Annotated in this window: 9 protein-coding genes; 6 read left to right on the forward strand and 3 right to left on the reverse strand. The window is 65.4% G+C overall.

Annotated elements, in window-relative coordinates; genetic code table 11:
• Window positions 1-14 precede the first annotated feature (14 nt).
• Together ACU8YE_RS05095 and ACU8YE_RS05100 are read right to left on the reverse strand one after the other, a co-directional pair.
• Window positions 15-854, reverse strand: coding sequence for a universal stress protein (locus ACU8YE_RS05095; RefSeq protein WP_232039430.1), 840 nt, complete (start codon window positions 852-854; stop codon window positions 15-17).
• Between the two features lie 40 nt (window positions 855-894).
• Window positions 895-1,395: a universal stress protein gene (locus ACU8YE_RS05100; protein WP_232039429.1), complete on the reverse strand. Its 501-nt coding sequence runs from the start codon at window positions 1,393-1,395 to the stop codon at window positions 895-897.
• A 285-nt stretch (window positions 1,396-1,680) separates the two neighbouring features.
• Between ACU8YE_RS05100 and ACU8YE_RS05105 the strand changes: the two genes are divergently transcribed.
• Window positions 1,681-2,148, forward strand: coding sequence for a CBS domain-containing protein (locus ACU8YE_RS05105; protein ID WP_253534295.1), 468 nt, complete (start codon window positions 1,681-1,683; stop codon window positions 2,146-2,148).
• A 43-nt stretch (window positions 2,149-2,191) separates the two neighbouring features.
• Here the strand turns inward: ACU8YE_RS05105 and ACU8YE_RS05110 are convergent, their stop codons facing one another.
• On the reverse strand, window positions 2,192-3,418 hold the full coding sequence (locus tag ACU8YE_RS05110; RefSeq protein WP_232039427.1) for an MgtC/SapB family protein: 1,227 nt from the start codon (window positions 3,416-3,418) through the stop codon (window positions 2,192-2,194).
• A gap of 152 nt (window positions 3,419-3,570) precedes the next feature.
• Between ACU8YE_RS05110 and ACU8YE_RS05115 the strand changes: the two genes are divergently transcribed.
• The 5 genes from ACU8YE_RS05115 to uvrA all read left to right on the forward strand — a co-directional run bounded on the left by ACU8YE_RS05115 (window position 3,571) and on the right by uvrA (window position 12,660).
• A complete protein-coding gene (locus ACU8YE_RS05115; protein WP_446928233.1) occupies window positions 3,571-4,581 on the forward strand; it encodes a zinc-dependent alcohol dehydrogenase family protein in 1,011 nt (336 codons plus the stop codon).
• Between the two features lie 80 nt (window positions 4,582-4,661).
• Window positions 4,662-5,117: a universal stress protein gene (locus ACU8YE_RS05120; RefSeq protein WP_232040256.1), complete on the forward strand. Its 456-nt coding sequence runs from the start codon at window positions 4,662-4,664 to the stop codon at window positions 5,115-5,117.
• Between the two features lie 243 nt (window positions 5,118-5,360).
• The gene (locus tag ACU8YE_RS05125; RefSeq protein WP_425343167.1) at window positions 5,361-5,594 is read left to right on the forward strand and encodes a hypothetical protein; all 234 of its coding nucleotides are present in this window, start codon (window positions 5,361-5,363) and stop codon (window positions 5,592-5,594) included.
• 77 nt (window positions 5,595-5,671) lie between these two features.
• On the forward strand, window positions 5,672-6,565 hold the full coding sequence (locus ACU8YE_RS05130; RefSeq protein WP_024978952.1) for a class II glutamine amidotransferase: 894 nt from the start codon (window positions 5,672-5,674) through the stop codon (window positions 6,563-6,565).
• A gap of 245 nt (window positions 6,566-6,810) precedes the next feature.
• Entirely contained in the window at window positions 6,811-12,660 is a 5,850-nt protein-coding gene (gene uvrA / locus ACU8YE_RS05135) for an excinuclease ABC subunit UvrA (protein WP_446928234.1), read from the forward strand.
• The last annotated feature ends 90 nt before the right edge of the window (window positions 12,661-12,750 follow it).

Raw genomic sequence — 12,750 nt, forward strand, 5'->3', positions numbered from 1 at the left:
ATCGAGGTCAAGGCTCAGTGCGACATCAGCACCGGTACGGTCATCGTCTTGAGCAGGGTGCGTGTCACGCCGCCCAGCACGAGTTCACGCAGGCGGCTGTGCCCATAGGCACCCATCACGATGAGATCGGCATTGAAGTCGGCCGCTCGCGAGAGCAGCAGCTCGCCCACGGCGGTGTCGGAATCTGCGCAGTCGGCCTCTTCCACAGTGGTGTGGATGCCGCGCGCGTTCAGCGCACGCGCGACCTGCCCAACCGTGGTTTCTTCAGCCCAGTGCTTGGGCTGCGTGCTCGTGATCTGCAGCACGTGCACCGTTGCGCCCGTCATCATGGGCAGGGCATCGTGCAGCGCGCGAGCCGATTCGCGGCCGCCGCTCCAGGCCAGGAGCACACGCTTGGGCAATGCCGTGAAGTTGCCGGCATACGGCACCACCAGCACCGGGCGGCCCGACTCCAGGATCAGGGTTTCCACAAAGTCGCCGGCGATGAATTCATCCGGGTCGTCATGGTTGCGTTGTCCGACGACCAGAAGATCGGTCTCCCGCGCTTCACGCAGCACCAGTGCCACGGGGTCGCCTTCCACTGCACGCCATTCCGTTTCGACCGCAAGCTTCTCGGTCGCCTGATGAAAGCGCGCGTGCACAGCATCCCGCACGCTGTCGCGCCGGATCCGGTCTTCCTCCAGATAACGTGCGGCGTTTTCCATCATGTAGAACCAGCTGAGGCTTGGCGCAAAGCTCGCATAGATGCCGACGAGTTTGGCGCCGTGCGCCTGTGCGAACTGGGCCGCAAGGTTGAGGCGGTGCATGGCGCGTTCGCTGCGGTCCAGATGCACCATCACACTGGCGTAGCTCATGGTCAGATCCCGATGTCGTGTCAGAGGATGCGCTACCCGACTAGGCAATGACGGCATTGCTCAGCGGTTCCGTAGCGGCGTGCGGTGCTTGCGTCTCCACCGCGCGGACGAGCAGCACCGGCAGCGTGCTCCGGCGTACAACGCTCTCGGCCACACTGCCCAGGAACAAGCGCTGGAAGCCGCGACGCCCGTGGGTGCCCAGCACCAGGGCTTGCGCGCCAACGTTGTGGGCTGCCTGCTCAATGGCAGTGCCGATGTCGAAGGTGCCGATAGGGTCGTCAACCACCACGCTGTGGACGTGCACGCCTGCCTTCTCGGCCTTGGCCCGCGCGTCGGCAACGATTTGGTTGCCTTGTTTGACCAAGGCTTCGGTAAAGGCGCCAACGTCGATGTAGCCAACGTCGTACATCAGATACGAGTTGTCGATCACGTGCGCGATGACCAGCTCAGAGCCGAGCTTTTGCGCAAGCTGGATGGCCTCGTCCAACGCGCGATCTGCCGTCGGGCTGCCATCCACCGCTACCAGAATCCTGTCGTACATGATGTGCCTCCATCGAATCCGTCGTCCGCCCCAAACGGGGTTGCTGGATTCAATGTTGGACCACCAAGCGGATCACCCCTTGATTTACATCAGCGTTTGGCTCGGCGGACTGCCCAGCGACGCCACTTGATCTGCCTCAAGGGCATGTGTCCAACGCTCAATAGACTCCTCCGCTATCGGCTGCCGCCTTGTCCAGTCATGGAAAGCTCACGGCACCTTGTGCGGGATCAACTTCTGACACCGGCCCGTTCTTATAGTGAAAACGTACGCGCATCGGAGTTCAGCATGAGGGTCGACGAGATTTGCTCCCGCCGCATCGTCCACGTCCAGTCAACGGCGACGCTGCAGCAGGCCGCCCGATTGATGCGGGACGAAAGCGCTCGTGCGCTCCTTGTCACGGAACGCACCGGCTGCGGAGCGCGGGTGGTCGGCATCGTGACAGACCGGGACATGGTGGTGCACGGGATAGCCAACCGCGGCGACTGCACCGAGACCGCCGTATCGGAAGTCATGACGCGCGGTCTTCTGACCATTCACGATGACGCCATGATCAGTGAAGCCTTGCGCTCGATGCTCAGCCACGGCCTGCACCGTCTGGCCGTGGTCGATCGTCAGCAACGACTGGTGGGGATGCTCAGCCTGGACGACACCATCCGCGCGATGGGTGGCGAATGGACCTTGCTGGCCGGTATTCTCGGTCGCGACAACGCTAGCGGGTCCCGCCAGCATGCGCCGTCCGATTTGATCCTCTAAGGCTCCCCCCTGCCGACACCGCATGTGCACTGGGCAGAATTGACTAGGCGACAAACCAGAACACCGCCCAGCTGGACAGAAGCATGGTCAGCAGACCAGCGGTGACTTTGCCCGCAAAAGCACGGCCCCCGCTGATGGCCACGACAACCTTCGAGAAGGTGTTGGCCGTCAGCGCAAGCATCACCAGCGCGCCTGCCGTCGAAGTCTGCAGCGTGTGGCCAGCCACCTGCGTTGCAATGGATGCGGTCGCGGCATGCACATCGGCAAATGCGCCAAACACGGTGACAGCCACCACGGCTGCTGTGCCGAACCATGTGCGTGCGGCGGCGGCGGCAAGCAGCAAGGCCGCCGTCCACAGGGCAAAACCAATGGCGACACGCCAGTTGATGGATGACGCTGAACTCTCGGGCGCCTCCTCAAGCGGCTCGCTGCCACGCCATATCCATAGAGCGGACCATGCCACCGTTGCAATCATGCCGACCGCGAGCGGAGCCCCCAGCACGCGCAAAAAGTCGATGTTGATGGCGGCAATGAGCAGCAGCATCTGCACCAGCGTTGCGACGTTGGACAGCAGCGCTGCGGCAACGGCACCGTCAATGGGGCGATGGTCCTTGCGCACGCGCGCCGCCATGGCCGTGATCGTTGCCACACTCGATGCAAACCCGCTGAACAGGCCTGCCAGCGGCAAGCCGATACGCTCTCCAAACCATCGCGCCGCAAAATGGCCCGTGTTGCCGGTCAGCATGACAAGCAGCACAACCAGCCACAGCGTATGTGGGTTCCAGGCGTTCAGCGGCCCCATGTTCCGGTCGGGAACCGCGGGCCAGACCAGCAATGCCGCGACGGCGAGGATCAGCAGATCGGCGAGTTCACGCTGGGTGATGACCGTACGGGCAAACCGATGCAAACCCGCTTTCGCATAGAGCAGGACAAGAAGTACCGTGCCCAGGCCAGCCGTCATTTCGGGCTCGCTCACGGCATAGGCGCCTAACAGCGTGGTGGCCACCAATGCGAGTTCCGTCGTCACGCCGGGATCGACATTGGCCGAATGGTGATAACCCACCGCCGCCAACACCGCTACCGTGAGCAACACCGTGGGCACGGCCAACGGCACGGGCAGGCTTGCCGCAATGGCGCCAGCCAGCGCCCCGATCGCAAACGTTCGCATGCCCGCCGGCAGTTCTGCGCTGCCGGTGTGACTACGCTCACGCTCAAGGCCAATCGCCAGGCCCACGCCCAAGGCAACCGAGAAGGACAACAGTGAAGTCATTCAGTGGAACCGGATGGCCATTGCATTGCACCCATTCAGTATTGCGCGCGGCAACGCCTTCCGATTGATCTGGCGCAGCCGATGGTCGACTGCCGAGACTAAGTTTTTCAGGGCTGATCCATACTGACCAGACACGCCATACGGAGACAGCGATGTCTGAATCGATGCGGGCCATGGTGATGGAAGGCGCCGGGAGGCCATTGATTTGGCGGGAAGTTCCCACGCCCAAGCCTGGGCCGGGCGAGGTCCGGATCGCGGTGTCCGCTTGTGGTGTCTGCCGTACCGACCTCCATATCGTGGACGGCGAACTGACTGCCCCGAAACCCTCCCTCATTCCTGGGCACGAAATCGTCGGCATCGTCGAGACGTGCGGCGAAGGCGTGACAACGCCCGCCCCGGGCGAACGCGTGGGCGTGCCGTGGCTCGGCTGGACATGCGGTGTCTGCCCGTACTGCCTGCACGGGCGCGAAAACCTGTGCGACCACCCGGCCTTTACCGGATACACGCGCGATGGCGGGTATGCGCAATACGTGGTCTGCGACGCGCGGTACTGCCTGCCGATTCCGGCGCGGTACGACGATGCCCACGCGGCGCCCCTGCTCTGCGCCGGCCTGATCGGCTACCGCACGCTGCGCATGGCAGGCGATGCGCGCCGGATCGGCATCTACGGCTTTGGCGCCGCGGCCCACCTCATCACGCAGATTGCCGTGGCAGAGCAGCGCGAAGTGTTTGCCTTCACCCGGGCCGGCGACGCTGCGGCTCAGCAACTTGCGCTGGACACCGGCGCCAGGTGGGCGGGCGCCAGCGACACCGCCGCCCCGGAGCCACTCGACGCCGCGCTGATCTTCGCACCCATCGGCGCGCTCGTGCCGCAGGCGCTGCAGGCCGTGGTCAAGGGCGGTTCAGTGGTCTGCGGCGGCATTCACATGAGCGACATTCCCGCGTTTCCGTACCGGTTGCTGTGGGAGGAACGCAAGCTGGTTTCGGTGGCGAACCTGACGCGAGTCGATGGACTCGCGCTCATGCGCGTCGCCGCGGAAGTCCCCTTGTGGGTTCACGTCACGCCCTACCGGCTGCAAGATGCCAACACCGCCTTGGAAGACCTCCGCGCTGGGCGGGTGGCCGGCGCTGCCGTCCTGCAGGTGTCTTCGGAAGACCTTTGACACGCATCAACAGCCCCTGCGCCACGCTGTCTACGCTGATTACACGCGGTGCCCTACTGCGCAACGCCTTGGAGACCACCATGTACCAGCGAATCCTGCTCGCCATCGACGGCAGCCACGCGTCCTATCTCGCGCTGCACCAGGCTATTGTGGTCAGCAAGGCGACGGGCGCGGAAGTCGAAGCCCTATTCGTTGCCGATAGCAGCGACATCACCTTCGACATGGTCGGAGCTGACTCGATTGCCTACGCAAACCAGGTGGCCGGCTACGGCCGCGACACGCTTGCCGAGGTATCAAAGAAGCTGGACGCTGCGGGCGTCAAGCATTCGACCAAATTGCTCGAAAACTCCATTGCGCCGGGGCAAATTTCCGCAACGATTGTCGGGGAAGCCAACGAGACCGGAGCCGACCTGATCGTGCTCGGCACGCATGGCCGGCGCGGGCTCAAGCACCTGGTGCTCGGCAGCGTGGCCGAGGGCGTGGTGCGCAAGACCAACAAGCCGGTATTGATGGTGCGCAGTGAGGTCGAGGAGTAAGAGGCAGCGAGCAGCACGGCCTCCCGATCCTCTTGTGCGAGAGCGGCACACCCTAACGCCGCCCGCCTGGAAACCCCGGACGGGCGGTGAAGTCTTTTCTGGAAACCGAGCCTGTCGCGCGGCGGCCAGTGCACCCAAGCGCACTCAATTCTCTGCACCCTCGCTGTCCGGACCGGCCCTCCGCCCGCCGGACCAAGCCGAGAGAGTGCAAAACGCAGCCGCCCCGGAACGCGAGCCAATGTGATGCGTTTTGACGACAGTGTTGCCGCGCTGAACGTGCACGTCTGCGTCACGACCGAGCACTTTTGTGACACGCGTTGGACGCTCGCCCGGCAAGTCCGCGCCACCCTCGCAGAGACCCGATGCGCCGTGCCCATGCGGATTCGCGAGCTGCATATCGTGCGAGACGACACACAGGAAATGGATGGCGGACCTGCCCGTCAGGGCCGCAAATCCGCCCAGACCATGGCCGGATGAGGGTCGGGATTTTCTTGTGCATTCGCAAACGCATTGCATAGACTCACTCTTCAAGGCATCTCTATAGGCAATGCATCATGTGTCGCTGGCTGGCGTATTCAGGCAATCCCATTCAGATGGAGACAGTGCTGTTCCGGCCGCGGCACTCGTTGATCGACCAGAGTCTGCGCTCCCGCCTGGGCGGCGAGACGACCACCAACGGCGACGGTTTCGGCATCGGGTGGTACGGCCGCTACTCTGAAGTGCCCTTCCGTTATCGTTGCCTGCACCCCGCGTGGAACGACACCAACCTGCGTGAAGCCGCCCGCGCCATCCGGTCTTCGATGTTCATCGCCCACGTGCGTGCGGCCACCGACACCCCGGCCCAGGAGACCAACTGCCACCCGTTCCGCTACGGCCGGTGGCTTTTTGCCCACAACGGGCTGATCCGCGAATACCCGTTGCTCCGCCGCGCCCTGATGATGGAAGTGGCGCCGGAGCTGTTCCGCTGGATCGAAGGTTCGACCGATTCCGAGATCATGTTTTTCCTGGCGCTCTCGTTCGGGCTCGACCGCGACCCGCGCGGCGCCCTGGAGCAGATGGTCGGGCTGATCGAAGACATCGGCCGGCGCCACGGCGTCGAATACCCCTTGAACATGACGGTCTGCGCAACGGACGGCGTTCAGATCGTCGCAGCGCGCTATTCCAGCGAGGGCGAATCACGCTCCCTCTTTCACAGCACATCTTTCAAGCACCTGCACCAGCTCTATCCTGACAGCGCCGCAATTGAAGACGCCGGGGACGGGGCCTTCCTTGTGCTGTCCGAGCCGCTTGTCGACCTGCCTGGCGCATGGGCGGAGATTCCCGAAGAGACGGTCGTCATCGTCAAGGGCGGTGTGGTTGAGCACCACCGTTTTGTGCCGCGCAAGCCCGGTCCCACGGGTTTTGACCTCCCCGCCAACCAAGCCACTTACGGACGCGAGGCAGGCTGATCGCGCTCCCGCCGGGGTGATACCAGCATCACCCCGTTCTTTTTTTCGCCTCCGCTGAAACCTCCTGACAAAACGCTGTCAGGAGCCCTGCGTTACGCTCGCGCTCGCGACATGTTTCGTAGACGAACCGGATCTTCATAATCCGCTACAGTTTACGGCTCGAATTCTGATTGCCCGGCGCGGCTGCAAATGATTCACCGGCGCCGGCATTCCCCTCTACCTCCAAGCTCCAAGGAACGCCCTCCATGTCCTCCGGTGTCATTCGCCTGCGCGGAGCCCGTCAGCACAATCTCAAAAACCTCGATCTGGACCTGCGCACGGGCGAGATGACCGTCGTGACCGGCCCGTCAGGGTCCGGCAAGTCAAGCCTCGTTTTCGACACGCTTTACGCAGAAGGCCAGCGCCGCTACGTCGAGACCTTCAGCGCCTACGCGCGCCAGTTCCTCGACCGCATGGACCGGCCGCAGGTCGAGCACGTTGAAGGCGTGCCGCCCGCCATCGCCATCGACCAGACCAACCCGGTGCGCAGTTCGCGCTCGACGGTCGGCACGATGACTGAGCTGAACGATCACCTGAAGCTGCTGTTTGCGCGCGCCGCACAACTGTTCGACCGCGACACCGCGCTGCCGGTGCGGCACGACACGCCGGAAACCATCTACGACGAGCTGCTTTCGCGCACGCGCGAGGGCGATCCGCGCCTGGTGGTGACGTTTCCCGTCGAGCTGCCCGCCAATACGAGCCCCGAAGAAGTCACGCAGTGGTTGTCGGTCAGCGGCTATACGCGCGTGCAGGCCGAGCGCGTGGTCGAGTCGTCCACGGGCAAGCGCAAGCTGCTCGATGTGGTGGCCGACCGCTTCCGCCTGCAGGGCACCGAGCGTGCCCGCGCGCTGGAGGCCATCGAGTCGTCGCTCAAGCGCGGCGGTGGGCGCGTCAGCGTCTATGTGCTCCCTGCCGATGAAGGTGCGGAGCCAACCATCTGGCGCTTTTCCACCGGCCTGCACTGCCCCGAAAGCGACCTGCGCTACGCCGACCCGCAGCCCGCCCTCTTCTCGTTCAACTCCGCTTACGGCGCGTGCGATGCCTGCCGTGGTTTCGGCCGCGTCATCGGCGTCGATCTTGGGCTGGTGATTCCGGACGAGCGCAAGACCCTGCGCGATGGCGCCATCAAGCCGATGCAGACGCCGGCCTGGAAGGAGTGCCAGGACGATCTGATGCGCTACGCCGCCGCGGCCGACATCCCGCGCGGCACGCCGTGGGCAGAGATGACGGAAGCCCAGCGCAACTGGGTCATCAACGGCGACCCGGCCTTCAAGCGTGGCGGCTGGAACAAGCAGTGGTACGGCGTGCGCCGCTTCTTCGACTATCTGGAGTCGAAGGCGTACAAGATGCACATCCGCGTGCTGCTCTCCAAGTACCGCAGCTACACGACGTGCGAAACCTGTGGCGGCGCACGCCTGAAAACCGAGTCGATGCAATGGCGCCTCGGCAGCAAGGAAAACGCGGATGCCGTGCTCGCGCCCGAACACCGCTTCATGCCGCGCGGCGTGGCCTGGAGCCGCGCCCAGCTCGAAGCCCTGCCCGGCCTGACCGTGCACGACCTGATGCTGCTGCCCATCGAGCGCATCCGCCGCTTCTTTGACGAACTGACACTGCCGTCCACGCTGCTCGACGACGCGCTCAAGCTGCTGCTGGACGAGGTGCGCACGCGCCTGGCGTATCTGTGCGACGTCGGTATCGGCTACCTGACGCTGGACCGCCAGAGCCGCACGCTGTCTGGCGGCGAAGTGCAGCGGATCAACCTGACGACGGCGCTCGGCACCTCGCTCGTCAACACGCTGTTCGTGCTGGACGAACCAAGCATCGGCCTGCACCCGCGCGATCTGGACCGCATCGTCCAAGCCATGCAGCGCCTGCGCGACGCCGGCAACACGCTGGTGGTGGTCGAGCACGATCCTTCCGTGATGCTGGCCGCAGACCGCCTGATCGACATGGGCCCCGGCCCCGGCGAGCGCGGCGGCAACATCGTCTTTGACGGCACGCCGGCGGCCATCCGCCAGGCCGATACGCTCACGGGCGCTTATCTGTCCGGACAGCGGCGCGTGGCTGATGCAACCGACTGGCAAGCGCGCGCCGTCGATAACGCCACGCCGCGCCTGGTGCTCGAAGGCGCATCGGAACACAACCTGCGCGATGTCACGGTCGAGATTCCGCTGCAGCGCCTGGTGTGCGTGACCGGCGTGTCCGGCTCGGGCAAATCGACGTTGATCCAGGACGTGCTGCACCCGGCGCTGGCACGCCATTTTGGTAAGGCGACGGAATCGCCCGGCGCATTCCGCGCGTTGCGCGGTGCCGATCAGATCAGCGACGTGGTGTTCGTCGACCAATCGCCCATCGGCAAGACGGCGCGCTCGAACCCGGCCAGCTACGTTGGCGCGTTCGATGAAATCCGCAAGCTGTTCGCCAAGGCGCCGATGGCGCTGCAGCGCGGCTACACGGCGGGCACGTTCAGCTTCAACTCGGGGGACGGCCGTTGCCCGACCTGCGGCGGCTCGGGCTTCGAACACGTCGAGATGCAGTTCCTCTCCGACATCTACCTGCGCTGCCCGGATTGCGACGGCACGCGCTATCGCGCCGAAATCCTGGAAGTGAAGCTGCCGCGCGCCGGCCGTGCATTGTCGGTAGCCGATGTGCTGGAGCTGACGGTGAGCGAAGCCGCCAGCGTGTTCGCCGATGACGCTGACGTGCTGCGCGTGCTGCAACCGATCGTCGACGTGGGCCTGGAGTACGTGAAGCTTGGCCAGCCGGTGCCGACGCTCTCCGGCGGCGAGGCGCAACGCCTGAAGCTGGCGGGCTTCCTGGCCGAAGCCGCACAGGCTGCCCAGGCGGCCGCCCGCAAGCGCGTGAAGCAGGACGTGCCCGCCAATGCGGGCCGCCTGTTCATGTTCGACGAGCCGACCACCGGCCTGCACTTTGACGACATCGCCAAGCTGATGCGCGCGTTCGGCAAGCTGCTCGACGCCGGGCATTCGCTGATCGTGATCGAACACAACCTCGACGTGGTGCGCGCGGCGGACTGGATCATCGATCTCGGCCCCGAAGGCGGCGACGCCGGTGGCCTGCTGGTCTGCGCCGGCACGCCTGCGCAGGTCAAAGGCTGCGCCGCATCGCACACGGGCGCCGCGCTCAAGCAATACGAAGCCAGCGTCGGCCAGCCGGAAGCCATCGAAGGCGTGCCGCTGCAAACCGCCCTGGCTGAGCGCCGCGCCAAGCGTGCTGCACTGGCGGAAGTCCAGGGCGAAAACGTCGTGCGCATCGTCCACGCTCACGAGCACAACCTCAAGGGCCTGAACGTCGATATTCCGCACGGCAAGTTCAACGTGGTGACGGGCGTGTCGGGTTCGGGCAAGTCGACGCTGGCGTTCGACATCCTCTTCCACGAAGGACAGCGCCGCTATCTCGAATCGCTGAATGCGTATGCACGTTCGATCGTGCAGCCTGCGGGGCGGCCGGAAGTCGATGCCGTGTACGGCATTCCGCCCACCGTGGCCATCGAGCAGCGCCTGTCGCGCGGCGGCCGCAAGAGCACGGTGGCGACCACGTCCGAGGTGTGGCACTTCCTGCGCCTGCTGTATGTGAAGCTGGGCGTGCAGCACTGCATCCACGACGGCACGCCGGTGTCGGCGCAAAGCCCGGAGGCGATCTTTGCCCAGCTCATGCGCGATCATCGCGGCCAGCACATCGGCCTGCTCGCGCCGCTGGTCGTCAACCGCAAGGGCGTTTATACCGACCTGGCCAAATGGGCCAAGGCGCGCGGTTATACGCATCTGCGCGTCGATGGCGAATTCCTGAGCGTCGACCCATGGCCGCGCCTGGACCGCTTCCGCGAGCACACGCTGGAACTGCCGGTGGGCGACATCGTTGTCTCGCCGGAAAACGAAGCCGCGCTGCGTGCGTTGCTGGAACAGGCGCTGGAATACGGCAAGGGCATCATGCACGTGCTTGCACCGCTCGACGGCCTGCAACACGCCATGCACAACGGCGGCACGGCGCACGTCGGCAATGTGAAGGTGTTTTCGACCAAGCGCGCGTGCGCCACCTGCGGCACCAGCTACCCCGAGTTGGACCCGCGCATGTTCTCGTACAACAGCAAGCACGGCTGGTGCGCGAGCTGCGTCGGTACCGGATTGGCACTCACGCGCGAACAGCGGGCCGCGTTTGACGACACCGTGCTCGGCGGTGACGATCGCGGCCGCGAGCAGACGCTGCCGTCGGAGGAAGTCGATCCGGAAGGCATGACCGACCTGCCCTGCCCGGACTGCCACGGCACGCGCCTGAACCCGACGGCGCGCGCGGTGACCTTTGCCGACAAACCCATCGTCGACATTGCGCAGTGGACGGTCAGCCAGACCCGCCGCTGGGTCGAGGGCCTGGACCTGACCGGCCGCGACGCCGACATCGCCCGCGACGTGGTGGCCGAGATTCACAGTCGCCTGTCGTTCCTGGAGGAGGTTGGGCTGGGCTACCTGAGCCTGGATCGCGCTGCGCCGAGCCTGTCGGGCGGCGAGGCGCAGCGTATCCGTCTGGCGGCGCAACTCGGCAGCAACCTACAGGGCGTCTGCTACGTGCTGGATGAGCCGACCATCGGCCTGCATCCGCGCGACAACCAGATCCTGCTCGACGCGCTGCGCAAACTGGGCGACAAAGGCAACACGCTGGTGGTGGTCGAGCACGATGAAGACACCATCCGCCGGGCCGACCACATCATCGACATCGGCCCGGGCGCGGGCAAGCGCGGCGGCACACTCGTCGCGCAAGGCGGCGTGGCAGACCTGGCAGCGCAGCCGGATTCGCTCACTGGCCGCTTCCTGTCACAGCCGATCGAGCATCCGCTGCAGCCGCGCCGCCAGGTGGTTGCGCCGCGTGCCGGCAAGCAAGCCGTGCCGGAGCAATGGCTGACGGTGCACGGCGCCAAGCTGCACAACCTGCGCAACGTGACCGCGACGATGCCGCTGTCGCGCCTCGTGGCCATTACGGGCGTGTCGGGCTCGGGCAAATCGACGCTGGCGCGCGATGTGTTGATGACGAACCTGCTCGATGCGGTCGGCCGTTCGGTGCTGTCTTCGCCGGCAACCCGCCGTGCACGCAAGGCCGCGCAGGCTGAGACGCCTGAGGCGAAGATGCCGCGCAAGCTCGATGTCAAACACGACTGGCACGGCTGCGACAGCGTCACCGGCTGGGAAACCATCGACCGCGTGCTTGAAGTCGACCAGACGCCGATCGGCAAAACGCCGCGCTCCTGCCCCGCCACATACATCGGCGTGTGGGACACCATCCGCAAGCTCTTTGCCGACACGCTGGAGGCGCGGGCACGCGGCTACACCGCGTCGCGCTTCTCGTTCAACACCGGCGACGGCCGCTGCCCCGCCTGTGAAGGCCAGGGCGTGCGCACCATCGCCATGAGCTTCCTGCCTGACGTGAAGGTCGGCTGCGACGTCTGCCACGGTCAGCGCTTCAATGCAGAAACGCTGGCCGTCACCTGGCGCGGCAAGAACATCGGCGATGTGCTGACCATGGAGATCGACGAAGCGGTCGAATTCTTTGGCGCGATGAACAGCATCGCCCATCCGCTGCAGTTGATGAAGGACGTGGGCCTTGGCTATCTGACGCTGGGCCAGCCCTCGCCCACGCTGTCCGGCGGCGAGGCGCAGCGCATCAAGCTCGTCACCGAGTTGTCCAAGGTGCGCGATGACGTGACGCGCCGCGGCCAGAAGGCGCCGCACACGCTGTACGTGCTGGACGAGCCGACCGTGGGTCTGCACATGGCCGACGTGGCCAAGCTGATTCGCGTGCTGCATCGCCTGGCAGACGGCGGCCACAGCGTGATCGTGATCGAGCACGACCTCGACGTGATTGCCGAGGCGGACTGGATTCTCGATCTCGGCCCCGAAGGCGGCGATGAGGGCGGCACGATCGTCGCGGCTTGCGGGCCGGAGGCGCTGACGCGCGTGCCGGCCAGCCATACCGGTGCAGCGCTGGTGCCGGTGCTGGCGCGCGGCAAGCAGGTCGATCCGAGCAAGGAAGGCGAGACGGTTTAACGTGGCGCGGCGGTCTCCACCCTGATGGAGACCGCCGGCGCTGGCCGCTGCGTCGTGTGGCGTCGGCAATTCTTTCGCTTTCCTGAGCAA

The sequence above is a fragment of the Ralstonia sp. VS2407 genome (assembly GCF_052950655.1).

What these genes read in the sequence shown, in the direction of transcription:
- ACU8YE_RS05095 (WP_232039430.1), bottom strand. Translation starts at nt 854, where the DNA reads ATGAGCTACGCCAGTGTGATGGTGCATCTGGACCGCAGCGAACGCGCC.
- ACU8YE_RS05100 (WP_232039429.1), bottom strand. Translation starts at nt 1,395, where the DNA reads ATGTACGACAGGATTCTGGTAGCGGTGGATGGCAGCCCGACGGCAGAT.
- ACU8YE_RS05105 (WP_253534295.1), top strand. Translation starts at nt 1,681, where the DNA reads ATGAGGGTCGACGAGATTTGCTCCCGCCGCATCGTCCACGTCCAGTCA.
- ACU8YE_RS05110 (WP_232039427.1), bottom strand. Translation starts at nt 3,418, where the DNA reads ATGACTTCACTGTTGTCCTTCTCGGTTGCCTTGGGCGTGGGCCTGGCG.
- ACU8YE_RS05115 (WP_446928233.1), top strand. Translation starts at nt 3,571, where the DNA reads ATGTCTGAATCGATGCGGGCCATGGTGATGGAAGGCGCCGGGAGGCCA.
- ACU8YE_RS05120 (WP_232040256.1), top strand. Translation starts at nt 4,662, where the DNA reads ATGTACCAGCGAATCCTGCTCGCCATCGACGGCAGCCACGCGTCCTAT.
- ACU8YE_RS05125 (WP_425343167.1), top strand. Translation starts at nt 5,361, where the DNA reads ATGCGTTTTGACGACAGTGTTGCCGCGCTGAACGTGCACGTCTGCGTC.
- ACU8YE_RS05130 (WP_024978952.1), top strand. Translation starts at nt 5,672, where the DNA reads ATGTGTCGCTGGCTGGCGTATTCAGGCAATCCCATTCAGATGGAGACA.
- uvrA (WP_446928234.1), top strand. Translation starts at nt 6,811, where the DNA reads ATGTCCTCCGGTGTCATTCGCCTGCGCGGAGCCCGTCAGCACAATCTC.